This window comes from Mucilaginibacter rubeus, from assembly GCF_003286415.2.
GTDB classification, from domain to species: domain Bacteria; phylum Bacteroidota; class Bacteroidia; order Sphingobacteriales; family Sphingobacteriaceae; genus Mucilaginibacter; species Mucilaginibacter rubeus_A.
The window spans coordinates 7,558,037-7,582,869 of record NZ_CP043450.1 but is presented as its reverse complement, the minus strand read 5'-3'; the positions used below and the strand labels follow the sequence as shown (position 1 = coordinate 7,582,869).

Sequence of the window (24,833 nt, the reverse complement as noted above, 5' to 3'; positions counted from 1 at the left end):
TTACAATAAGTTATAGGTGAAGCCAAGCATAATCTCGCTGCCGCGCTGATAGCTGCGGTTAATGTATTCGCCGCCATACCATTTACCCCCCGTACCCGGGTTGGCATACACGGTTTTCACAGCCGGGTTAAGCATGTTTTTGATGTAACCTTTAAACAGCACCTTAGGCGTTATGCGCTGGCTAAACACAAAATCCAACACAGGTACCGGGCGGGTGTATAAATCCGGCTCACCGGTCAAGTTTATCTGTACCAGGCGCTCACCTACCATATTAAATGTGCCGGTAAAAGTGGTTCCCCAACGCTTATTGGTATAGTTTAACCAGCCATTTACCGAATATGGCGCCTGTTCAAACAACGGACTGTTATCCGGCGAGTGGCGATCGATAGAGCGGTTAGCCTCCAGTCTTTGCGGCGATTTTTTGATATCGCTTTGCGCCAGCATCAGGTTGGAGCCTATGAAGAAATTATTTAGCGGGGCCCATAATTTGCCCAAATCTTTAACAACCTCTACTTCCAATCCCCATACCTTACCTATGTTAGGGTCGTTCTCAAACCTGATGGTTGGATACTCGGGGTAGGTAGCTGCAAGGCCACTGGTTTGCAGGCTGAACACTTTGTATAGCTGATTTTTTATCCGCTTGCCAAATAGTGAAAAAGAAAGTACTTCGCCCGAAGCTGGGAAATATTCCCATCTGAAATCGAGGTTTTGGGTAGATTGGTTAATCAGGTTGGGGTTACCAACAACCAGGCCGCCCTGAAACGCATCGAACTCAAACACGTTGGTGATCTCCCTTAATTCAGGCCGGGCCAGTGTAGTGTTGAAACCTACCCTAAAATTCATATTCTCCTTGTAGCTGTAGGTCATGTTAGCCGAGTAGTAGGGCTTATAACCTGTTTTATACACCGAGTTAGGGTTGGTTAATGAAAGCGGAATGTGCGAACCATCCGGACGGGTTGTAGTCAGGGCCGGGTCAAGGAAAACGCCCGATGTATCAACCGCCGACTGGATATTGGTTGACTCGAACCTGACACCGCCCGTTAGCCTCAACTCTTCTGTCAATTTCAGATCGAGCATGGCGTAACCGGCCTTGGTTTCAAAAAAGCCTTTGTAGTTGTTGGGCGATTTTTGGCTATTGTACAAAAAGCCACCGATGGGTGCTGCACCCTCTCCCGTTCCGGCATTTGTTGGGTGGATCCCTATTATTTCAGAACTTACCAATCTATCGAGATTGCCTGATACTGTGTATAATGGCAAAGCGCCAAGCGATGAAAAGTTAGAGCCTGGTAAAAACAGCACATTCTCTGTAAATACACGGTCGCGGTTAAGGTAGTTTACACCTGTTTTAAACTCCTGCTTTTTACCAAAAAGTTTGAAAGGCAAGGTCACGTCGGCCTTGTAGTTATAGTTTGTTTCAGAAAGGTTGCGGTAACGGCGTCCGTTAGGCTCGGCCTGTATAATGCCATACGCACCGAAACCATTTACGTAACCTGATGAAAGCGCATATAAATGATCTGTGTATACTGATCCGGGCGCAGTGTTTGCAGAACCTACTGTTGGGTTTGCAATGTAAGCCCCTCCGCGTGGAGTATAATCGGCAAGGTTAACAAAGCGATAATCAGGGTCATTCTGCCCAGCCTTTGAGGTAGCAACGTTATAACTTAAACGCGGCGAATAGGCTCCCTTTAAAAATTTATGCTCGCCTTGTAAGTTAAAGGTGTTCAGCTTGCGGTACGATTGCTTTAATGAATAAACCGTACTTTTCACATCGCCCGGTAAACCGGTATAATCATACTTACCGTTTAAGTTGTAAGCCTGGGTTTCGCCGCCCCAACTGCCCAGGTATTGCATGCTAATCTCGTGCTGCGGACTAAAGCGATAGGTTAATCCTAATAAACCGCCATAATTGAGCGTTTGGGTACCGGTATTTTCCTTATAGGTTTGATACCTGCCCATATAAAGGTTATTAGGCGTAATATAGTTAGGAATATTGCGCGGACTGTAAACCTGTGGGTTACCGGTAATTACTCCCTGGTATATACTATATTGCTGCACGTCCCCTCCGGATATATCAGTAGTGCGGCTGTAATAGTTTACACCGGCAATCACGCCAAGTTTATGCTTTTTAAACAGGGTGTAACTATTACCAAATGTCGCCGAATACAATTGGTTGAGCGGCGCTTGCCGGTAACGTGTGGTTAAAACCGGATCAAAGCCCTGCATGATGCCGTTAATGCGGTTTACTTCCTGCCTGGTTTCGGCGCTGTAGCCGCTGTTGGCTATCATTTTTTGAATTTGCGACAGGCCGCCTTTGTATTTGGTGCCCAGATCAAGAAAATCCTTGCTCAGATCTTTTTTATTGATCTTTTGCCCAAAGAAACCCATATCGCTATTGTAGAAACTGTTAAACTGCCCGCCTATGCCAATATTGGAATTGAAGCCTGTTTGGGCAACCACCTCAAGCACCATACTATCTGGTACTGATTTGGTTTTTAGCTCCACAATACCTGCGGCAGCGTCTGCGGGTTTATCGGGCGTTACTGTTTTAAAAATGGTGATGTTATCCAGTAAGGATGCCGGTACCAGGTCAAGCGGAATAGCGCTTCGGTCAGGGTCTGACGAAGCCAGTCGGATACCGTTCAACTGGCCGATCACACTCCTGTCGCCCAAACCGCGAATGGCAACATACTTATCATCGGTAACAGTTACGCCCGATACCCTTTGCAGGGCCTGTGTGGTTGTGATACTTGCAGTACGTTCAATTTGTGCCGCAGAGATAGCGTCCTGCACAATAGCAGCCTTTTTCCTTTCGGCCAGTACCGAAATTTCGGTATTGGTACGCCGTCTGGCTTGCACCGTTACCTCACCAAGCTGGGTTGATGAGGCTTTAAGGGTTATGGTCAGCTCCCGATTTTGCGGGCCTACCTTTACTTCATGAGTTTGATACCCTATGTAGGTAATCACCAGGGTCGCTCCTCCGTCAGGTACTGTTATCCTGAATCGCCCGTTTGCATCTGTGGCAACAGCGGCTCCTGTGGCTTTTACCCTTACAGCAACACCTATCAGCAGTTCGCCGGTCTTTTCGTCCGTTACGGTACCGGTTATGGTTAGCGGTACAGGCTTGCTATCTATTACCACATATCCTTCTACCAGTTTATATTCTAAACCGGTATGTGCTAACAGGTTATTCAGCGCATCTTTTACCGAAATATGTTCGGCAATCAATGTCACATTCTTTTTTACCGCGTTTGTTGATTGCTCCTGAAAGGAGAACCGTATGTTGCTTTGTTGTCCGATAACTGTCAAGCCCTCGGTCACGGTCACGTTTTTCAGCTGTAAGCTGATCTGGCGACTAAGGTCCTGACTTTTAACATTGCTGGCCATCAGCATACTTATAAAAGTGAGCCTGACAACAATGAGCACAAAAGAGCATTTCATAAAAAATCGGATTGAAGGATATTCTTTTAATCCTTTTTGCATATTTTTGGGCATAATGAGGTTATTCGCCGCGAGGCGATGATCTGTTAAATGGCCATACCTGTTCAGGGTATGGGTTATTTATTTAAACCGCGGGAAGGTCGAAAATCACACGGTTTATAAGCATTACGCGTTCCCGGCCAGCGGCAGGGGACGTTTTTTGTTTGTACAAATGGTTACATATCCAATTCTTTCGTTAGCGTATATTCATTGTCGTTATTAATTGATATTTACCTGCTGACCGGATATGATGAAATCAAAATGGGCGGTTGCCGCCAGCACTTTCATAATTTTATTCAATGGCATATCGGCTTGTAAGGCAACAGATATTTTTTGATGCGCAATTGCCGGTTTGCGGTATAGGATCTTTACGTTATACCAACGCTCAAGCACAGATGTGATATCCTTCAGGTTGCGGTTATGAAATGAAAGCAGCGCATCCTTCCAACCGCTAACCTCAGTAGTTATCACCGCTGAAGTAACAGCCAGCTTATTGTCATAGGTTACCATTTGCCCCGGCACCAGCACAGCCAACGATTTAATTTTATTTCCGCTTACATCATCTACCCTAACCTTGCCAGTTGCCACAGCAACAGATATCGGCTGGTTTTTAAAGGCATCTATTTTGAATGAGGTACCCAGTACCCGGGTTTGCACCGTACCGGTATGGATGATAAATGGTTTATGAGGGTTTTTGGTTACCTGGAAAAAGGCTTCTCCTTCTAAAGAAATTTCGCGGGTGTTGCTGGCAAACTTATCCGGGTAGTTTAACCGGCTGCCTGCCCCCAGATAAACTTCCGAGCTATCCGGCAAAATAATTTTTGACCTGCGGCCCAAAGGATTTACCTGCTCATGATATGCAATTTGTTCTTTTACCGGCAACTTGCGAAAGCGAGTTATACCATATAAGGCCGCGCCAAGCACAAACACCGTCCAGATGGCAGCATGGCGCAGATAACGGATTTTAAAAATGGATAAGATACGAGGCGCCGAATCGGGTTCTGATACCTCATCTGGGGTTTGCTGCTGCAGTTTTTGATAAAAAAGTTTTAGCTTATCGTCCAGGTGCGGCTGATCGATATCATCTTCGGGAACAAGACCTGTCCCCTGCTCTTCCAATACTTCGTCAAAAAGTTGCTGTGAATCCGGTTTTGCAATAAACTCCCGGATCTCTTCCAGTTCTTCAGGAGTATATCTGCCGGAAATATATTTCCTGATAAGTGATTTTATGTTCTCTTCTGAATGCATTTAAATGGGCTTTCAAAATAGAAAACACCATTTAGCTGTTACACCACCTATCCGTTTTGAAAAAAATTAAAAGAAAGATGCAAGGGCGATAAGCATCACCGTAACATCGGCATGTTCGCTTAATTCGCGGCGCAGGATGCGCAGGGTAACTACCATATAATTTTCGATGGTATTAACCGAAAGACCGGTTTCTTCGGCTATCTGTGCGTAGGTCATATTCCGTTCCCTGCTCATCCTGAAAATTTTCTGGCGCTGAGGACTGAGTTCATTTAGTTTTTGATGGTAGATCTTTTCTAACTCGAAATACTTCAACTTGTCATCAGTCGCGCCGCCCAAAGGTGTATCCTGAATTGTTAACAGATCGATAGGAATGGTACTCAGGATTTTTTTGCGGTAGTAATTATAGATAGCGTTTTTGATGGAGCGGAAAAGATATGCACGAAGATCGGTTTCTATGATCAGGTCACCTTTCTTTTGCCAGAGCCTGAGCATCACATCTAATGTAAGTTCTTCGGCTATTTCCCTGTCGGGTACATTTTTGAGAGCGTAATTAAAGATGGGGTCGTGATAGCGTTTAAATAAGATATCGTAAGCACCGGTATTCCCGCCCTGATATCTGTCCCATAATAAACGATCTGAAAAATCCTTAATTACCTTAGTCATGCTAAACCAACAAACCCGGGCAAAAATAAACAGGGTTGGCCCTTCATCACATTAAGCTAATATTAAATTATCGTTCTATTTGCAATCCATTTTTCGTAATACATATTCTTTGACAAGTAGTTAACAAAGCCAAAAGTGAACGGTAGTTTCTATCATTTGGCTTACAAGCGATTACTATATACAGTGGTTGATTATTGCCAATTGCGACATATCGTATTGAGGAATTTCAAAAAAAATATAACGAGCTAATATATAGCATATTAACACATCGGCATTTAAGTTGAACAATGTCACTCAATTAATTAACAAATTTTTTTTTCATTATCAAATTACCAAGCTATGTTTCGCACGCTTAAATTCATCCTGCCTGCACTTTTATTTGCCGGCACTGCAAAAGCTCAAATTTCTAAAACCGGTCAATTCCGGCTGACGCCACAAGAAATAAAGGCGCTCACACCAACAGGAGCGGTTAACGCCCCCGGATCCTCTAACTATTCGGCTGTCAAAGAAATTGTAGTCATAGGCGACCCTTCCAAACCAGGCATTTATATGATCTTGTTGGAAGTTGCCGCCAACACCAAAATTGCAGCCCACCAGCACCCGGATCAACGCACTGCCACTGTAGTATCAGGCACCTGGCATTTTGGTTATGGCAATAAGTTTGATCAAACAAAACTCAAAACATTACCCATCGGAAGCATTTACTCGGAGGTAGCCGGCCAAAATCATTTTGCTATGACCGGAAACGAACCAGTTGTTGTTGAGATTACCGGCTTCGGTCCATCCGGAGTAAATTATGTGAACCCCAAAGATGATCCGCGCCATAAATAAACGGGCATTTCGTTTCATTTAATGCATATCACCTGATATTTTGCCGGGTTAATACCAATTATCGTATTGACCTGGCTATTTTTTATTTGCTTAAAGTGGTTTCGTAAAGCACCCTGCCCTCATCATTGACAGCATTTACCCTAAGTTTATTGGCATTGATGGAGAAGTACATAAACCCATGCTCAGAAGCCTGGAAACGACAATAAGGAATACCGGCAGTAACCTCTGTAAGTTCTGAACCTGCACCTGATATAAACTGATGCGTATGCCCATCAGCTTTCAAATGCTGCAGCGAGTGCTCGTGTCCAGACAGATAAACATCAACCTTATGTTTTTCAAAGATGCCGGACAGTGCTTTCCGGATCGACAGCGTATCATAATTTTTTATCCGAGGGCCAACCGTATAACAAGGGTGATGACCGATCACAATTTTCCACTTTACATCCGCCGAGGCATTTCCCAGCGTTTGATCAAGCCATTGGAGCTGCTTTTCAGGCTCGCGTTCTTTAAAATCGTAAACTATGGGCTGGGTATCAATAAATACCAGCAGCGCCTTACCACTTTGCTTATCAATATCAATCTCCTTGCTGTAATAAAGCGCAGGCATATTCCAGCGGCGGCTTATTTTACTGTAGCGTACCTGGGCCTCCGGATCGGTTCCGTAATCATGATTACCTAAAACCGGGTACCAGTCATACTGAAGGGAATGTGCCGTATAAACGTTTTCAAAAGAGTAATGCCACAGGGGATCGTTTTCGCTTACAACACCTTTGGGGTAAAAATTGTCGCCCACTGACACTATGAATTTATTGGCATGCGTGGCAGCCCATTTACCCATCTGATCGGCCACTTCTTTCTGACGGTATTCGCCATTACGGCCCCAATCGCCAATGGCAACAAAATTCAGGGGATAATTCTCATCGGCAACAACGGCGTTCGACAGTTCATCACTTTCCAGATGCGTTTCACGGCTGCCCGCCAGTGTTTCAAGCGGGGCTATAATTGATGCGCCCAAAGCCGTTAAAGCCGTGCCCTTGACAAAATCTCTTCTTTTCATATATAGTTGTTATTTTTTGCTGATGAGTTGATTAGGTTTTCCCTTTCTTTTAACCAGGTCAAAAGCGTCGGCAATTTCTCCGGTAGCCAGGTACGCTTTAAATTGCAGCGTATTGCCATCAATGTTGATGGTTTGATAAACCTGGGTATGGTTAATGATGATATCGGCCCAATCCATCGGCTCGGTTTCGTACATTTTTGAACCGCTTACCGATACTACGTAAGCAGTATGCGAGGTATCGTTCGGGCCGCCGTTAGTCAGACCAATTTTACTCATACCACGGGCGTAAGCATGGTCATGGCCTTGCAATACAATATCCACCCCGTATTGATCAAATATGGGTTTCAGATGCTCGCGCGATTTTTTGTTATCCCGCCCTTTTTTTGTGGAGTACATAGGATGGTGCATAACCACGCATGTCCATTGCTGGCGGTTTTGCTTCAATACCTTATGCAGCCAGTTAACCTGTCTTTGTATACAATCATCAGATGGTGCTTCCTCAATCATTTGGGTATTGAGCGAAATAAGCCTCACACCCTGAATATCTGTATAATAACAGCTCCCTTTCAATAATTCATCATCGGGACCATTATTGGGCAGGCCAAATTGCTCGTTCCAATAAACAGACAGGTGAGGTTTGCCATCGTCATGGGTATACTCGTGGTTACCGGGTGTCATTAAGGCGGGTGTACTGGCATGGATATAATTACCGGCGGCAAACCAATCGCCCCATTCTTCATCTTTATTCGCGCGGTTTACCAGGTCGCCTGCATGAATCACCAGCTGCGCATCTGGCAGCGTAGCATAAGCCTTGCGTATAACACGGCTCCATAACGGTTTTATGCCCACTTGCGCATCGCCCAAATAAATGAAACTTAGTCCGGCTTTTTCAATCGGACTTTTGGCAGTCCGAAACTGGAACCATTCACTTCTATTTTCGCCGTATCCAACCCGGTAAGCATATAGGGTATCGGGCTGGAGATCATTTAAAGTAACCCGGTGATTAATGAACTGAATATCTTCAAAGCTGAACTTTTTTGAAACAGCATTCACTGTTTTCACTTTTGATACAAACTCGGGATGCGCATCGGCTATGGCATATTCAACCAAGTTCACTTCGGAGGTTAGTGCGGTACGCCAGTTAATGGTGATACTAACCGCCGGATTTTCTGTTATAGTTAATAAGATACGATCTGGCAGTTCGGTTGCCGGATAGTTCACGCTTTCGGCATCTTTACTTAATAACTTTACCTGTGAACCCATAACAGGCAATAAAGCGCCCATTTTCAAGGTACGGCCTATAAAACTCCTTCTTGCTATTTTGCTCATAAAACGATTGATAAAAGGACACAGGGCAGCAGTTTTTTCCACCTGCCGCCCGTATCCTCATTCACTTATTGTGTTGGTTTTAGGGGATAATACTATTTGAGATACCACATTTTGGTATTGATATCATCGGCACCAAACACCGCGATGGCTGCACGATAACTATCGTTATTAACGTTTGGCTCGCTTGTTGGCCAGCAATACCTTACCGGAAACTGTGGCTGAAATGCCATTGGCCCGGCTACAAATTCAGGGAACCCGGTACGGCGGAAATCAAACCAGCCTTCAGATCCGCGAAACAACATAGCCAGCCATTTTTGAATGATCAATTGTTTTTGGGTTCCATCATATTTCACCAGGGGTGAATCATAGTAAGCCTGGGTTGCGGCTTGTGACTTTACTCCATAATAATCCATTGAGGCCTCAATACCATCGTGATATAGTGACGATGCTGTTTTAGAGGGCACTGTCACCTTTCCTGTTTGCACAGCTTCCGCAAGGATGAAGCATACTTCCGGATAGATCATCAGGCTTGCTTTTAAGCCCGTAGCTTTATCCTGCCTGAAAAACGACGACAATACCGACTGGTGGGTTTCTCCTCCGTTATAATCGGCAGGGTTAGTAAGAGCATGCGGAACACCAACATATTGATTATGATCAACTGTTGAACCTGTGGTTGATGCAACAGGTGCTACCCATACAGCCAAACGCGGATCATTACGGGCAATCAGCGCGTCAACCAATTCTTTACTGGCCTTTGTTTTGGCAAAATCAGCATCGATCATATTTTTCGCGCCACCCGGCCAGCTGTCATCTTTTTTAACACCCTGATATATTACTTCGGCGTTGTCTGTATTGCCGGTAAAAATCGGGTATTGGTCGCTGTTGTTAATGATCTCCTGAATCTCTGTAAAAGCATTTGCATAAACTTTTGAACAGCGCAGCAATAATCTTAGGCGCAGGGAATTTGCCAGTTTTCGCCACTGAAGCGCTTTGCCGGCATATAAAGCATCAGCACTTGCATCAATTCCTGATCCATTGGCGCGGAGCTGTTCATTGGCATCTTTTAACAGTTTGAGCAAATTCATATAAATATCCTGCTGTTTGTCATAAGCAGGTTTTATGTTACCTGTAGCTACCGACTGCAGCGCCTGCGAGTAAGGCACATCGCCATACAAATCGGTTAGATACGAGATATTAAAGGCCATTAAAATATTACCTGTCGCTACATACACAGGTTGCGCGGTAGTTGTAGCCTCGTCCTGCATGGTTTTGATGATCATAGCCCGTTGATAAATGTCGTTCCAGTCAACGGCTGTCCATCTGAAAGTTTCATAATCATTATTACGCACCAGGGTGATATACCTGCCCAAGGCTGCCGGACGACGATCGAACGCGTTTTCCTGGTAAGCATAAGCGGTTTGCGTAATAGCCTCGGTAAAATGATATTCGGGCCGGGTTGAAGACGGGCTATTATTGTTGGTATTGATCTTTTGAAAATCTTTGGTGCATGATGTAATAAACATCGCGCCAATTGCTAAATATAAAAGGGAATAAGCTTTCATGTGTTGGTTGTTAAAAATTGGCACTCAGTTTAAAACCGTATGAGCGGGTGCCTGGCAATGTCCAGTGACCAACGCCCTGGTAACGCAGGCCCGAAAGGCTCATGGTTGTTTCGGGATCAAAACCCATATTGGCAGCTGTCCAGGTATATAAATTATAACCCACCAACGATAATGACAGGTTGCTCATGAACGGAATATGGCGCATGATTTTTTTGTCAAGCGTATAGGTTAACGAAACCTCTTTCAGTTTCACATAGCTTGCGCTGAAAGTATCATTCTGGTAGTATTTCCAGTACTTATTATCATAGTAATCACTTGCAGCAACGATGATGTTGTTTTGGCGATATGAGCCATCGGCATTAGCTATATAACCCGGTACAATCATACCGTCGTTTCTCTTTACGCCGTCGCCATCAGTCCAGGCTAAACCACCATGAGCAGCATCACGACCAGGTAATGTGGTATCCAAAAAACCGTCATCGATAAGGCTTTTAGCTACATATGAGTAATAGCTGCCGCCCTTGCGCCAGTCTATAAGGACATTTAGCGTAACCGGGCCGTAAGTAAAGCTGTTATTGATACCTAAAATAAAGTCGGGGTTATAGTTGCCTATTTTTTCAAAGTCGGTTGATTGCTGCAGCAGGCCATTGCTATTCAACAAAGGTTGCCCTGCATAGGGTCCGCTTGGTACTTTTTTCCAACTGCGGGTATAAAAATCGCCCATTTGGGTGCCCTCACTAATCAGATATTCAACGTTGCTACCATCGGTACTGCCCAATAAATAATTGGTGATACCGGGAGTTAATGAAATAACTTTATTGCGGTTACGGGTAAAGTTAAGATCGGTGCGCCAGGTAAATTTGCCTTTAAAAGGTACCGCGTTTAATGAAAATTCGATACCTGAGTTTTGGATATTACCCGCGTTGATCAGTTTTGTACTGGCACCCGAAGCAATGGTGGTTGGTACCTGGATGATCTGGTTTTTATTATTGGTTTTATACCAGGTAAAGCTCGCGCCCAGCCTGTCGTTAAAAAAGCTAATATCGGCACCTGTTTCATACGAGGTTGCTATTTCAGGCTTTAACTGACTGTTTTTTTGATCGTATGATAGCGACGCTCTTTTAACCGAACCCCAATCGGTATCAAAGGGCACCACGTTGTAAAGCTGGTAAGGATCGGTATCCGAACCTACCTGCGATATGTTGCCGCGAAGTTTTAAATAAGATAACTTATCCCATTTGATGCCCAGCAAATCGGATGCGATAAGACTTAATGATGCTGACGGGTAAAAATAGGAGTTGTTAGCCTCGGGCAGGGTGCTGCTCCAATCGTTACGAGCAGTTAAATTTAAGAATGCCCATTGTTTATAGCTGATCTCGCCTAAACCGTAAATACTGTTAATGCGTTTTTGCGAGGCTGATTCGGCAAAGATCATGGAACCGGCGGCAGCGTTTGACAGGTTGTAGATACCCGGCAGCGTAAGCGTACCGGTATAGTTACGCACGGTACGCACCTTTTGATCCATCTGGTTGCCACCCGCCGAAACTGAATAGTTCCAGTCATGACCTATTTTTGATTTATAGGTTAGCAGGAAATCGCTGTTTTGCTCTTTGAAGTAATCATTTTCGGTAAGGTAGGCACCTGTAGGGTTACGCTTTGCACTGAACGGGCGTTTTTCGTTCAAATCGGCTGAGTAATAATCCAGACCGGTGCGTGCTGTAAGCGTCAGGTTCGGCAGCAGATCAACAGCAAGCTGCACATGCCCGGTTAAACGGTTACGGTTAAAGCCATTGGTTTCCTCATAAGCAATTAAAAACGGGTTATCATCGCTTGATAAGGGGTTGTATTGCTTCAGGCCTTCTTTGCCCGGCACCCAGTAATTGCGCAGATCATTAATATTAATGTTCGGCGTAAGTTTATAAACTTCAGAAGTAACGCTTTCGCTGTAAGCCGAAGGGCGGTTATCGCTCTGGTTATTGGTGTAAGCGATATTTGTACTAAGCCTTATGTATTTTTTTAGATTGTAGTTACCCGCAAAGTTTAGGTTATTGCGTTTGATATCCGTGTTAGGAACAATGCCTTTATTTTGCATATTGGCATAAGAGATCCTGAAATCACCGGCCTCGCCCGATTTGGAAACCGCAATATTATTGGTAATGGTATGGCCGGTTTTAAAAAAATCTTTTACCCGGTTAGGATATGAGACCCAATCGGTAGCTATCTGCTTACCGTTTCCATCAAGCGGGCTGTTCCACTGAACAAGCTTGGTACCCACGTTAAGGCGTTGGCCCCAGGCGCTGGTACTGATGGTATTATCAGAAACCGGCGAATCGCCAGAACCATACTCGTTTTGAAAATGAGGGAACAAGTAAGCCTTATCAAAGATGGTGGTTGAGTTAAAGCTGATCCCCAGACCTTTTTTCTCGGCACCCGATTTTGTTGTGATCAGGATAACACCGTAGCCAGCCCTACTGCCATATAACGCAGCCGCGCTTGCCCCTTTTAATACGGTAACGCTGGCAATATCATCGGCACTCAAATCACCAATAGGGCTACCGTAATCAATAGTTTGTTTACCGTCGATACCGGCTGTAGGATTTTGAAGCGCGGGCGCAACAGGGATACCATCTATTACATATAAAGGCTGATTATCTTTAGTGAGCGACGACTGCCCGCGAATGGTAACCATAACACTTGAACCCGGATCTGAACCTGTTGACCTTACATTAACACCAGCCACACGCGCCGACAGCGAGTTTAGCACATTAGGCTGCGGCACGGTGCTTATATCCTTAGCGCTTAACTGCGCACTGGCGTAACCCAATGAGCGTTCACGCTTTTTGATACCCAGGGCCGTAACCACAACCTCGTTAAGCGAATTTGGCTGGGCTTTCATTACAACCGAAACTGAGGCCGAACGGTCATCCCCTACCAAAACATTTTTCAAAACCTCTTTCTGAAAAGAGATAAACGTAACTTCGAGCGTGTACGAACCGGCGGCTACCGGGATACTGAACAGACCATCCTTATCGGCAGTTGCAGACACACCGGCTTCAATCACGCTGATAGTAGCACCGGGTAAAGGTTCGCCCGATTCGTCCGCTATCTTTCCCGAAATATGGCCTTTGCCGCCGGTGCTTTTACTACCGTTAGCCAGGCTGAGAATGATATAATTATCGATGGCCTTATATTTAACGGGCAAGTCGGCGGTAAGCCATTTTAATGCATCAGCAACGGTTGTTTTCTTTTTCCTGACGGTGATTTTTTTTGACATCAGAGAATTCACATCCTGATCAAATGTAAACTCAATACCCTGTTGATCTTTTACCTGCTTTATAAACTGTTGCAGTGTTACCTGGCTGCTGTTAAATGTTATAGCGCGTTCTGTATTTTGCGCTTCTGCGCGCGGCACGGTGGCGCACAGCATAAAAACAAGCATCAAAAATTGATACCTAAATATTTTTTTCATTATTTTAGTGTTGATTATCGCAGGTGGTCGAAAACCCGCGTGTTTTTGTTAATTGAATCTCCAAATTCAGTTGATATTCTGCGCCCTGCTACAACAGGGCGCATACTTTTTGTAAAGTATCTTTTTGGTACCTCCTTGTTTAATGGGTTTAATCAATATGTATTTCGTTGTTAATCAGCCTATAGCTAAACCCTCCGGTTTGCGCTAATATTTCCATTACCTGTGGCAATGTTTTCTGTTTAAAAGCGGCGGTAACCTGCTTGCCCGGGTTTTGATTTTTGCCGAAGTAGATGTGCACACCGTAATATCGTTCCAATACAGGAGCGATATCGCGGATGCTTTCCTGGTGAAAAATGAGGGCCCCTTTTTGCCAGCCCATCACATCATCAGGGTTAATATGATCTGTTTGAATGTTGCCATTATAGCTTAGCCTGTCGCCCGGCAAAAGCATATTCGCGTGGGATGAATTGGAAACATTTACCCCTACTTTTCCGGTTGCTACGCTTACTGTGGTTTTTCTGTCATGCACATAAGCGCTTACGTTAAACGAAGTCCCCAGTACATGAACATTTAACTTTTGAGTATGCACTATAAAAGGACGTTGCGCATCATGAACCACGTTAAAAAAAGCCTCTCCCTCCAGGTAAACCTCACGTTCAGTTCCGTTAAATAAATCCTTATAATGAAGTGTGCTTAGGCTATTCAAAGTAACCTCGGTACCATCGGCCAGGGTGATCTTTTTTTGTTGCCCTGCTATTGAAGATACACTCAATAACGGTTGATTATTTAAAACAGGCTTTTGATTACCCAAAAAAAGGTAACCTGCCGACAGCATAATTAATATCGCGGCAGCGGCCCCCAAGCCCCAGCGCTGGAAGGTCAGCTTTTTAACCGGTTTGATACTACGGTTTATACGGTTCAACACTTCGCTTTGCCTGAAGTCTGGCATGTCTGGAAATTCGACATCCTCAGTTAAAGCTTCCTCCTGCAAAACCGCGTCCCATTCAGCATCATATTTCCCGGATGTGATGATCTGTTTTACTTGCTCCAATTCTTGGGCATTGCAGTTATTGTTAACGTACTTACGTAATAATAAAATGATTTCCTGGTCCATATTCCTGTCCTACATAGATAAAGACACCCAGGTTAAGCGGTATAACTATCGCGAATGAAAAAATATTTTTATTTTTTTAAAAGGAAGATAAAAGCGGCCATCGCCCCTATTGCGCCGGTAGCCAGCAAATGTTCTTTGATAGATTTAAGCGCTTTTACAATCTGGTTGTTAACCGTGCTATCGGCTATATTTAATTCGTGGGCTATTTGTTTGTGGCTCATACCTTCGCTACGGCCCATTTCAAATATCAGTTTTCTTTGCGGCGGCAAATTATCAATAGCCTGGCGGGTTTTGGCGAGGGTTTCGCGATATTCGATAGTTTCCTCAGTATTCTGACTAAAATCGGCAGCGCTGTTCATCATTTCGTCAATGTAACGGCCTTCAACCGCTTCCCTCCTGATCAGGTTGAGCAAATGATTATGAGCCAGCTTGTACAAGTAAGCTTGAAGAGAAATTTGAATGTCCAAATCCTCCGCGTTATTCCAGAGTTTAACAAAGATGTCGTGTACTGCATCTTCGGCAAGATCATTTGATTTTACAAAGCGGATGGCGTAACGATAGATTTTTGGGGAGTAGGTGTTATAGATGATGGTGAAGGCATTTTGATCCTGATCTTTTAACCTGGCCAGGATTTCCCGCTCATTCAACGTCATATTAACTTTACCGGTCATATACACCCACTATTGGACAGGGGCAAAATTATTAAACCGTGTTTTGAGCCAGTGATAAGGAATCTTTAAGTTATTGTAAACAAGCAAAAGTTGTAGGTGTTAGGGAAGCCGCCCCCGTCGAAAAAGTGATTCCGATAATTTAAGATGTCTTTCTGTGGAAAATATATGTAACAAAGTATGAATTCGACTAATTGTAATTCATAAAGTTATTAAATGCTGTCGGAATAACACAGCAACAAAATGGCGCTTCGCCCGTCTACCATTTCTGTTCGGCTACGAGTTTAAGCCACGCTATCTGTATGACCGGCTTAAAAAACATCAGCAATGAAGCGGGGCGGAGGATGAAACTGGAAATGTTTAAGCGAGTTCGGGATACCAGCGGAGCCTGCGGAAATAGAAAAAGTTATATAATGACAAGGTGGCCCGATCACTCATTTATCAACAAAAAAGGCCTCCCCTCACGATATTTGGTTGTTTTTTAAATTTTGCATTCTATATAAATCCCTCATTTAGTACTATTTAGCAAATGGCATTATTCGTGATGAGAAAAATGGAAATTAAGAACCTATTACCACTTGCAATGACTCTATGTTAATTCGATATCCATCCTACTTAAGAATTCTATTGATTATTTTCCTGGGGCTGATCTATTCCAGCAACGTTTTAGCGCAAGCGCATGCAGATGAGGAAGGAGTCATATTACATCGACAACTATCCTCAGCCAAAGACACCGTACGCGCCCGGATATTATTGAGTCTGGGTATTATCTATGCAGATAAATTTGTTCACAATAAGAGTGATGTGGATACTGCAATGAATTATTACAAGCAGGGCCTTTCCATGAGTACGGCACTAAATTACGGTAAAGGCAAGGCTATGTCTTGTTTGCTCGAGGCTAAAATTTACCGGCTCAAAAATGACGATAACCATCTGAAGTTATCGTTAGAAAAGGCCATATCAGTCGCTCGAAAAGGAGGTTTCACCGATCTGGTCGCCGATGCTGCAACGGAGCAGGGCGTATATTACCTTACTGAAGCAATTGATCCAAAAACATCTGATTCTCTTTTTAGTTCGGCTATTGCAATTTATCAAAAAATTGCGCCCAATTCGGTAAAACTGGCTTATGCTTTACAGTATTATAGTGTTAATCAAACGCTTTTAAAGAAATTTGAAAAGGGGATACTCCTCCTTAATAAGGCCCTGGCTATTTACAAGGTTCACAAAGTCAGACAACTCGAAATCCCTTACTATTTTCTCGCATTATGTCATGTTGATAAAGGAGATTTTGAAAATGCCATAAAATATGCCTTAGTATCTGTAAGATTTGCCGAACACAATCACAACTCAGAGACATTATGCGATAATTATGCGATACTGGCTGATATTTACCGGGAAAAAAATATGCCGGCGGTCCGAATCTCCTACCTGGAGAAAGCCTTGTCTAATGCACGTTACCTGCCTGAAGGGGATATCTTATTTTATATCGCTACTCTTGGCGACGCCTATGTCAAAAATCACCAATATGAGAAAGCAATTACTGTCTTAAATCGTGGATTAAAGGAATGCTCTCCCAGGGACCCGATTTATACAAGATTATATATCGCGCTGACCGATGCATATGTAGCAACCAGACAGTATTCAGCAGCTGAACGCACCTATGCCCCCATGATGGCGGCTATCCGTCAGGGGGGATATGCCTTTGTAGCTACCTCCATCCAGGCACATTTAGCGGCGGTTAGATTATTCCTGGCCACCAGGCAATTTGAAAAGGCAAAAGAACATATCCAGGCTTTGCAGGATACAGCCTATATGAAAAAGGAACGCCCGGATATGATCATCCTTGAACAACTATCTTTTCAACTGGATTCAGCTGAAGGGAATTATTTGTCTGCTATCCATCACTACCAACGGTTTAAGACGGTAAGTGATTCCGTTGAGAAACTAAGTAATATGAAACAGGTGGCTGCCTTACAGATACAATATGAAACGGAAAAAAAGGATCAGGATATTGCTTTAAAAAACAGGAATATTCAATTGCTCACCCAACAAACCCGTTTGCAGGGTAATACAATGAAGTCTCAAAAACAGGCCAGAAATCTGCTTTATGGGTGCGTTGCACTACTGGTCATTTTGCTTGGATTGGGATTTAATCGTTACCAGCTCAAGCAGCGGGCAACCCGGGAGCTGTCAGAACAGCAGGTACAAATACAATCACAGAACAAATCATTAAGAGAACTGCTGACAGAGCGTGAATGGCTACTGAAAGAGATTCACCACCGGGTAAAGAATAATTTGCAGATTGTTATTTCCCTGCTGAACTCGCAATCCTCCTATTTAAATGATGAGGCCGCCTTAGATGTGATCAGAGAAAGCCAGCACCGGATGCAATCTATTTCGCTGATACACCAAAAGCTTTACCAAACCGACAATTTATCGGGCATAAACATGCGAAGCTATATCCACGATCTGCTGAACTATTTTCAAGATTGCTTTAACACAAGCGGTTACATTGCCTTTTTGCCAGATGTAGACGATTTTATACTGGATGTATCCCAGGCAGTACCACTCGGGTTGATTTTAAATGAGGGAATCACTAACGCCATTAAGTACGCATTCAAAGGCAGGAAAAACGGCGTTATCAATATCCAGTTAAATCAACAACATGAGCTGCTGCGCCTAAAAATTGCTGACAACGGGAATGGGCTTCCCGTCGATTTTGATTTAGACGGTTTAAGCTCAATGGGCATGAATTTGATGAAAGGATTAAGCCGCCAATTGGGTGCCAGATTTGATTTGAAGAATGAAGGTGGATTATGCATTGAATTAATCTGGAAAAAATCAAAAATGCTGAGCGTGTTTGAGGAGCCGGAATCGGCGGTATCTGTAATTTAATTTATGAAAGAAAAAATACTTATTGTCGAAGATGAATTTGTAGTAGCCAATGACTTGCGCATTATGTTGATAAAGGCTGGCTATGAAGTTTGTGGAATCGCTATCTCTGTCAGGGAAGCTTTAAAACTGATTGAAGAAACTTTGCCGGGCTGGGTTCTGCTGGATATTTTTCTTTTAGATGGCTCAAAAGGGATTGAGGTTGCCGAGTACTTAAATAAAAAAAATATTGGTTTTATTTATGTTTCGGCTAATACAAATCAAAGTGTTTTGGAAGCTGCAAAAGCCACGCGTCCTGCGGGATTTTTAGTAAAGCCATTCCGGGAGAAAGATCTGCTGATTATGCTTGACATCGCCAAAGATAAACACCAGAATTATATGCGTTTTGAAATGCAGCGTGAACTGATCGTTCAAAAGCAGTTCCAAAGCATTCTTGAAACACCGGGGGAAACTTGCCATAAGATATCAAAAGTTCCCTGGGTATTTCAGACAATAGTTCCGTTTGATTATATGAAAATTGCAATATTCGGCAGAGGACATTCACCAGTTGAAGAATATAATTTTATCAGAACCGGCCTTGATGAATATCAAATTCTGACAAGTGGTGAACTGTATCACCAGGTTTTTCCTTCAGAGAACCCATCCCGGCACCGTCCTAAATTTCCAATTTCGATACAGAGCGGTTTTCTAAACAATTACGCGTATAAGCTAAGCCTGATGGATGATGTATGGGAAAAGCAAATCAGCGTTCATTTGGGCCTGGCCGCAAAACTAAGTTTCGTCACATACTCAGGTGTGGGTGACACTTTGCTTTTGACATTTTACAGTAAAAACGCTGATGAATATTCCGGTGCGCATGTTACAGGTTTGGAAAAAATAGAAAAACAGCTGATCAGGCTGGTGGACTTTGTACAGCAAAAAAAAGTACCTGCGGCATCTCCACAACTCGAAGACAGGCAAATTACTCTCGTGCCGGGAACAGCTAATAAAAGTGCCGAGACTTTTAATGGAATTATTGGTAATAGCCCCGTGTTATTAAAAATGCTTGATGAAATTAATTTGGTAGCACCTTCAAATATTTCGGTATTGATATTAGGTGAAAGCGGTACAGGTAAGGAAAAAGTTGCAAAATCAATACATAGTTTATCTCCCCGCAACTCAAAACCAATTATTACGATCAATTGCGCGGCAATACCAGGAAACTTGATAGAGTCTGAGCTTTTCGGACACGAAAAAGGAGCATTTACAGGAGCTACGGAGAGACGTTTGGGCAAATTTGAAATGGCCAACGGAGGAACGGTTTTCCTTGATGAGATCGGAGAACTAACAATAGAATCACAAGTAAAATTGCTAAGAGTTCTCCAGGAACAAGAATTTGAACGTATTGGAAGCTGGAAAACGATAAAGGTGAACGTTCGCATTGTTGCAGCAACCAATCGCAATTTAGAAAAAGAAGTTGCTGAAGGACGATTCAGGCTGGACCTTTATTACAGGTTGAATGTATTTCCCATTTATCTTGCTCCACTAAGAGAACGAAAGAGTGATATTCCACTATTGTGCCAGCATTTTGTAGAGTGTAAGTCAGAAAAGATGAACAAGAGGGTCACTGGTCTTACTGACAAAGTTCTCAAACAATTGGCCGCATATGATTGGCCGGGCAATATAAGGGAACTGGAACATTTGATAGAACGGAACGTATTGCTGACAAACGGAACCGTTATTGATCAAGTCACTTTGCCATTACCACTGGGTCAAACCTTGAGCATCAATGGTGTGGATAAGAACTCAACTGCTATGAAAACACTTGATAATATGGAGGCTGACTATATCATCGATGTAATTGATCAATGTCAAGGAAAAATCTCAGGTCCGGGTGGGGCTGCCGAAATCCTTGGATTGCCGTCAAGTACTTTAAATTCGAAGATGAAAAAATTAGGAATAACCAAATCTTTTAAAAAATAACTACCCCTGGCCGTGCGATATTCAGACTGTCACAGATACAGGATTACTGAAAATGTGTTAAAATCAATGATTGTAAAAAAATAAGCCTCCCGTGAAAACGGAAGGCTTCCTAAACCTTATTCCAAAGGCATCTCACGCCGCGTATTTTTCAACAATTACAAGTTATCCCCTGTTTCGATACCCTCGTGCATTTTGCATTGGCATGAATTCATTGAACAACACTTACTGCTGTTTGCGTTCAGCGTTTTTTGGGAAATAACTGTACACCGCCAAAACACAAGCGCCTCCATGTCCATCGCTATTCCGTAGCATAATCAATGCTCGCAACAGATCTATGGTCGCCAAAGCCCCAAAACGGCAAAATATACAAATCAAGGCCGCCAATATTATATTATTCTTATCAGCCCCATAATGCACTTTTGGGGTTATCCGAGAATTGCCTTAATGTTGTTCAGCAATTTCTGGCAGAATTAATTCAGAGACGAAACGCTTTATAAACACCTATAGCGGCTTAAATTCCATCGTAAAACCGGATTGAGAATTTTCAACGTTATCGATCAATTCAGACATGTGTTTTACAACTGCATCCGTCGGCAGTTCTTCATCGTAACCTAAAACCTTGTAACGGGCAATTCCATCCCGGTCTATGATGAATGTGGCCGGTACGCCTTCGGCCCCGTACTGCTTGAATATCTTGTTTTGCACCCCATCCGGCCCCTTCTTGTCAAGCACTACGTTAAAAGTATAATGATGGTCGGAAAGCAGTTTCCTGATGAGCTCAACGTAGTTTTCTTTCACTTCACGGGTATCGATAAACAGGAACACCACATTGGGATCGTCCTTGTATTTATCAACCACTAATTGCGTCGAAGGAAAAGATTTGAGGCAATAATGACACCATGTTGCCCAAAAATCAATGACAAGCGTTTTTCCCCGATAATCGGAAAGCGATACCATTTTACCACTGAGGTCTTTCAGCGTAAAATCAGGTGCAGGATAATTCAGCAAACTGTCAGCACCCAGAACGGATTTTTGATGATAATCAGAGGCCTTTGCAGATAAAGCAAAAAATACAGCAATAAGACAAAAGAAAGTGCATTTAAACGGGTTTTTCATGGATTTTTAAATATATATATGTTAATAAAACGGATTTCCTGAACCTGCAGTTAGCCCCCACTCCTGTTGCAATTTTCGGCAGGCGATGAGGAGTCAGGTGTAATAAGCGCCGCCTGTTTCAACAGCGCTTATTGATTAACTACTAACTAAAAATTACAAAAGAACGCGGCCCGAATCGCCTGTACAAGGGTGTAAACCCGAATGCAGATTCAGTCGTCCTGATAATAGATACAGGCAGGTTTGAAAAGTTCGGAAAGCAGGAAAATAATTCACAGAGCTATCGGGGGGATGTATTTTCAACGAATGACTTTGGTCTTATTCAGCTGAACATTTCTAATCCTCGTTGTAATCCAGATTTGCAACGAATGTATCATTCATCCTGTAAAGGGAAATCGTTGCAAATAACAGGCAAAGGAATCCGCCGATCAGGCCGGCGAGGATAAGTGAACCCGTAAGATCTGAAATGAACCGAAAAAGGGAGGAAAGCGGAACAACAGCTCCCCTGACAAAATTGGGTACTGTCGTTGTGACCGTGGCCCGGATATTTGTGCCGAACTGCTCGGTAGTGATGGTAATGAATAAGGCCCAACAGCCGGATGCAAAACCGAGGAGGATGCACTCCCGGTAAAACGATGTTAAGGTAACCTGCTTTCGGCTGAGAAAGATGGAAACAGCAGCAACAAAAAGAATCATGAAGCAAAACAGCGCAAATATTTCATGCATCGTTCGCGTTTGGTGAACAAGATCAAAAAATTACCCCTATCAGGCTGACCGCTTAGCAGGGCGCTGTGAAGAAGTTGTAAAATGAACCAAAAGTGCAAACGGTACTTCGATTTGTCCATTTCTCTTCCGGGTGGCAGCCATTAATTTCGCTTCGGAAATAAAATTAATTTGTGTATTAATAGTTAAAGATGCTTGGTAGTAGTCCACCTGTAACTTCTGTTGTTACCTGAAAGCTACAAACATCATAATGAAGTAGTTAAATGAAAAATGCTAAAAATTCCAGAACCTAAAGTTCATGGATTTTGCTTATTTTTATTTATCAATTTGATACTGTTGATGGACGGTTGGTCCCAAATCCCTTATGAAAAAGTACTGGCTGTTTTTACTTCTTTTTAACCTTGCAAATTCATCACTTGCACAAACGAGTGACCTGGATGAATTGCCCTTGCCCATCCTGAGACAAAAGCTTGCTGCGAGCACGGATGATACCAATACCGTCAAAGTACAACTCGCTTTAGGGCATTTAATGCTTCTTAAAGCCACGAGCGGGAAAAGTGACGTTGATTCCGCCATACAATTTTCTGTTCAGGCAGCTAATCTCAGCCGACAGCTTAAGTATGACTTCGGGATTATCAATGCGATGCTTCTTCGCGCGGAAACATATTATAGGCGGAATGATTGGGAAACAGGTTTAAAAATCGCCGAAAACGCGCTTGCTTTCGCTCAAATGCATCAGAACGGTAACGGGGAGGCAAGGTCATATCACCTGATCGCTCAGTATTATCGCAGTAATGATTCCGCCTCGCTCCGCAGCAGGATATTTTACCTGAACAAGGCTATCGCCATATTCAGGAAGAACAGGAATAATCTCTGGCTTTCCTTTTTACTGACACAAAACGCCGACCTGCTTTTTCAAGCGGAACGAGCTACCGAAGCCCTCAAATTACTGTTTGAAGCTTTAAATTTAGGCAAAGGAATAAGCCGCAGAACGGTAGAGGGTATCTACTGGAACATCGGCAGAATATCATTAGGTCTCGGCGATTATACCAATGCATTAAAGTACAACCTATTGGCGCTTAAAACTGCCTACGAGGTCAAAGACACGTCCCTGCAGGCATCATTTATTAAAAACCTGATCGCCACCACATATATCAAAATGCAGGACTATGAACGCGCAGTTCCATACTCCACCGACGTCGTGACGATGGGAAAACGATACCATTCAACGTATTTTTTCAATACGGGATCTTCGGCACTTGCTTTTGAGTATACCCATATGAACCAGCTTCCCAAAGCTTTAGCCATACTCGATGAAGTAAAGGCCAGAGCGGAAAGCGACCTGGATAAACTTTCTGTAAAACTGGATTTTCTGAATAACCTCGTCTATGCGAAACAATTGGTACAAGCTGGTAAATACGCAAAAAGGGTAAATCAACAGCTGCTGAAAATTTCGTCCGATCATGTCACGGAAATCATGAATGCCTATAATGCGCTTGCCTACTACTATTCGGAGACCGGTCAGTTAAAAAAGGCTTATGGTTACCTGGAATTGTATGGGGCAATGGCACAAAGGCTGAATTATATTGAAGGCATCGATCTGGCAGAAAATCAATATTACAAGGTAGTTGCATTAAATCAGGGACCTAATACCGCTATCGGTCATTTTATCAAAGACCAGGAAATCAGAGATTCCGCCGATAACAAAGTAAAGGCTTACCAGATTTTCCTGCTGGATATGGAAAATGAGACACTGGAAAAAAACCGGCATATCGACTCGCTCACTATGGACACGCAAATCAAGAACAGCAAGATCCAGCGCAACCAGCTTATACAGAGGGTGACCATCTGCGGATTTTTGATGCTTTTGATTATGACCGGCTTAATCTACAGCCGTTACCGCCTGAAGCAACGCAGCAATGCTTTGCTTACACTGCAAAAGGATGAAATCGACCAGAAGAATCATACGCTTCAGCAACTGGTCATGGATAAAAATGACCTCCTGAAAGATAAAGACGATCTGTTAAAAGATAAAGACGAGTTGCTGTCGGAAAAGGAGTTATTGCTGAAGGAAGTTAACCACCGTGTTAAGAACAATCTGCATTCAGTACTGGCATTGCTTGAAAACCAGGCGGCGCTTCTGCAGGGTGAGGCTTTCGAGGTGATCAACAAAAGCAGGCACCGCATTTATGCGATGTCGCTGATCCACGAGAAGCTGCTCGAAACCTCGGAATTGAAGTTTGTAAACATGAGTGCGTATCTGCCGCAACTGATCGTGCACATCCGGGATTGTTTCCATGGCGCAGGACGGATCAAATTTAACATCCACATCGAGCCGTTAATCCTGGATGTTTCCCTGGCCCTGCCGCTCGCGCTCATCGTCAACGAGGCCGTAACGAACGCGCTCAAATATGCCTTTGCAGACGGAGGAAACGGTGAAGTTACCGTTGCTCTTGCAATGGTTAAAGACAACATCCGACTCGAGATCACGGACAACGGCATCGGCATTGCCAGGTCTGATAAATCAATCAGGGGCGGAGGTATAGGTATCCGTTTAATGCGCGGTCTGTGTGAGGATATAGATGCAAGGATCAGGTTTGAAAATGTCAATGGTACCCGGATTACAGTTACTACTTACGGGGCAAGCCCCCACGAGAACATTAACCTTGATAAAGCATTGAGCCATCTACCCGATTTGGCTGTATAATTAGCTTTGATAGTAGAA

Annotated in this window: 15 protein-coding genes; 4 read left to right on the top strand and 11 right to left on the bottom strand. The window is 43.5% G+C overall.

The genetic code is table 11. From position 1 onward, the window contains the following. The 3 genes from DEO27_RS31040 to DEO27_RS31030 all read right to left on the bottom strand — a co-directional run bounded on the left by DEO27_RS31040 (nt 1) and on the right by DEO27_RS31030 (nt 5,388). Nucleotides 1–3,438: a TonB-dependent receptor gene (locus tag DEO27_RS31040; protein WP_223818101.1), complete on the bottom strand. Its 3,438-nt coding sequence runs from the start codon at nt 3,436–3,438 to the stop codon at nt 1–3. A 258-nt stretch (nt 3,439–3,696) separates the two neighbouring features. After that, on the bottom strand, nt 3,697–4,725 hold the full coding sequence (locus DEO27_RS31035) for a FecR family protein (protein WP_112573211.1): 1,029 nt from the start codon (nt 4,723–4,725) through the stop codon (nt 3,697–3,699). Nucleotides 4,726–4,791: 66 nt separating this feature from the next. Beyond that, nucleotides 4,792–5,388 (bottom strand): RNA polymerase sigma-70 factor, encoded by a 597-nt coding sequence (locus tag DEO27_RS31030; RefSeq protein WP_112573209.1) that lies wholly within the window; start codon nt 5,386–5,388, stop codon nt 4,792–4,794. 339 nt (nt 5,389–5,727) lie between these two features. Between DEO27_RS31030 and DEO27_RS31025 the strand changes: the two genes are divergently transcribed. Next, on the top strand, nt 5,728–6,219 hold the full coding sequence (locus DEO27_RS31025) for a cupin domain-containing protein (protein ID WP_112573207.1): 492 nt from the start codon (nt 5,728–5,730) through the stop codon (nt 6,217–6,219). Between the two features lie 82 nt (nt 6,220–6,301). Here the strand turns inward: DEO27_RS31025 and DEO27_RS31020 are convergent, their stop codons facing one another. The 6 genes from DEO27_RS31020 to DEO27_RS30995 all read right to left on the bottom strand — a co-directional run bounded on the left by DEO27_RS31020 (nt 6,302) and on the right by DEO27_RS30995 (nt 15,421). Then, entirely contained in the window at nt 6,302–7,276 is a 975-nt protein-coding gene (locus DEO27_RS31020) for a purple acid phosphatase family protein (RefSeq protein ID WP_112573205.1), read from the bottom strand. Nucleotides 7,277–7,285: 9 nt separating this feature from the next. Continuing rightward, nucleotides 7,286–8,605 (bottom strand): purple acid phosphatase family protein, encoded by a 1,320-nt coding sequence (locus DEO27_RS31015; protein ID WP_112573203.1) that lies wholly within the window; start codon nt 8,603–8,605, stop codon nt 7,286–7,288. A gap of 92 nt (nt 8,606–8,697) precedes the next feature. Then, entirely contained in the window at nt 8,698–10,167 is a 1,470-nt protein-coding gene (locus tag DEO27_RS31010; protein WP_112573201.1) for a SusD/RagB family nutrient-binding outer membrane lipoprotein, read from the bottom strand. Between the two features lie 10 nt (nt 10,168–10,177). Then, nucleotides 10,178–13,636, bottom strand: a complete 3,459-nt coding sequence (locus tag DEO27_RS31005) for a SusC/RagA family TonB-linked outer membrane protein (protein ID WP_223818100.1) — start codon at nt 13,634–13,636, stop codon at nt 10,178–10,180. Between the two features lie 148 nt (nt 13,637–13,784). After that, complete coding sequence (locus tag DEO27_RS31000; protein ID WP_112573196.1) at nt 13,785–14,750, bottom strand: FecR family protein; 966 nt, start codon at nt 14,748–14,750, stop codon at nt 13,785–13,787. 68 nt (nt 14,751–14,818) lie between these two features. Then, nucleotides 14,819–15,421 carry an RNA polymerase sigma-70 factor gene (locus DEO27_RS30995; RefSeq protein WP_112573194.1) on the bottom strand — a complete coding sequence of 201 codons (603 nt, stop codon included), beginning with the start codon at nt 15,419–15,421 and terminating at the stop codon, nt 14,819–14,821. 624 nt (nt 15,422–16,045) lie between these two features. On the opposite strand from DEO27_RS30995, the gene DEO27_RS30990 reads away from it, so the two are divergent. Then, nucleotides 16,046–18,313 carry a histidine kinase dimerization/phosphoacceptor domain -containing protein gene (locus DEO27_RS30990; RefSeq protein WP_190295287.1) on the top strand — a complete coding sequence of 756 codons (2,268 nt, stop codon included), beginning with the start codon at nt 16,046–16,048 and terminating at the stop codon, nt 18,311–18,313. A gap of 3 nt (nt 18,314–18,316) precedes the next feature. After that, complete coding sequence (locus tag DEO27_RS30985; RefSeq protein ID WP_112573188.1) at nt 18,317–20,272, top strand: sigma 54-interacting transcriptional regulator; 1,956 nt, start codon at nt 18,317–18,319, stop codon at nt 20,270–20,272. A gap of 501 nt (nt 20,273–20,773) precedes the next feature. Here the strand turns inward: DEO27_RS30985 and DEO27_RS30980 are convergent. Further along, on the bottom strand, nt 20,774–21,388 hold the full coding sequence (locus DEO27_RS30980; RefSeq protein WP_112573186.1) for a TlpA family protein disulfide reductase: 615 nt from the start codon (nt 21,386–21,388) through the stop codon (nt 20,774–20,776). A gap of 333 nt (nt 21,389–21,721) precedes the next feature. After that, a complete protein-coding gene (locus DEO27_RS30975; RefSeq protein ID WP_112573184.1) occupies nt 21,722–22,111 on the bottom strand; it encodes a hypothetical protein in 390 nt (129 codons plus the stop codon). Between the two features lie 361 nt (nt 22,112–22,472). On the opposite strand from DEO27_RS30975, the gene DEO27_RS30970 reads away from it, so the two are divergent. Then, a complete protein-coding gene (locus tag DEO27_RS30970; RefSeq protein WP_112573182.1) occupies nt 22,473–24,815 on the top strand; it encodes a sensor histidine kinase in 2,343 nt (780 codons plus the stop codon). Nucleotides 24,816–24,833: the final 18 nt, after the last annotated feature.

Coding starts and splice junctions, on each gene's coding strand:
- DEO27_RS31040 (WP_223818101.1), bottom strand. CDS start 3,438: ATGAAATGCTCTTTTGTGCTCATTGTTGTCAGGCTCACTTTTATAAGT.
- DEO27_RS31035 (WP_112573211.1), bottom strand. CDS start 4,725: ATGCATTCAGAAGAGAACATAAAATCACTTATCAGGAAATATATTTCC.
- DEO27_RS31030 (WP_112573209.1), bottom strand. CDS start 5,388: ATGACTAAGGTAATTAAGGATTTTTCAGATCGTTTATTATGGGACAGA.
- DEO27_RS31025 (WP_112573207.1), top strand. CDS start 5,728: ATGTTTCGCACGCTTAAATTCATCCTGCCTGCACTTTTATTTGCCGGC.
- DEO27_RS31020 (WP_112573205.1), bottom strand. CDS start 7,276: ATGAAAAGAAGAGATTTTGTCAAGGGCACGGCTTTAACGGCTTTGGGC.
- DEO27_RS31015 (WP_112573203.1), bottom strand. CDS start 8,605: ATGAGCAAAATAGCAAGAAGGAGTTTTATAGGCCGTACCTTGAAAATG.
- DEO27_RS31010 (WP_112573201.1), bottom strand. CDS start 10,167: ATGAAAGCTTATTCCCTTTTATATTTAGCAATTGGCGCGATGTTTATT.
- DEO27_RS31005 (WP_223818100.1), bottom strand. CDS start 13,636: ATGAAAAAAATATTTAGGTATCAATTTTTGATGCTTGTTTTTATGCTG.
- DEO27_RS31000 (WP_112573196.1), bottom strand. CDS start 14,750: ATGGACCAGGAAATCATTTTATTATTACGTAAGTACGTTAACAATAAC.
- DEO27_RS30995 (WP_112573194.1), bottom strand. CDS start 15,421: ATGACCGGTAAAGTTAATATGACGTTGAATGAGCGGGAAATCCTGGCC.
- DEO27_RS30985 (WP_112573188.1), top strand. CDS start 18,317: ATGAAAGAAAAAATACTTATTGTCGAAGATGAATTTGTAGTAGCCAAT.
- DEO27_RS30980 (WP_112573186.1), bottom strand. CDS start 21,388: ATGAAAAACCCGTTTAAATGCACTTTCTTTTGTCTTATTGCTGTATTT.
- DEO27_RS30975 (WP_112573184.1), bottom strand. CDS start 22,111: ATGCATGAAATATTTGCGCTGTTTTGCTTCATGATTCTTTTTGTTGCT.
- DEO27_RS30970 (WP_112573182.1), top strand. CDS start 22,473: ATGAAAAAGTACTGGCTGTTTTTACTTCTTTTTAACCTTGCAAATTCA.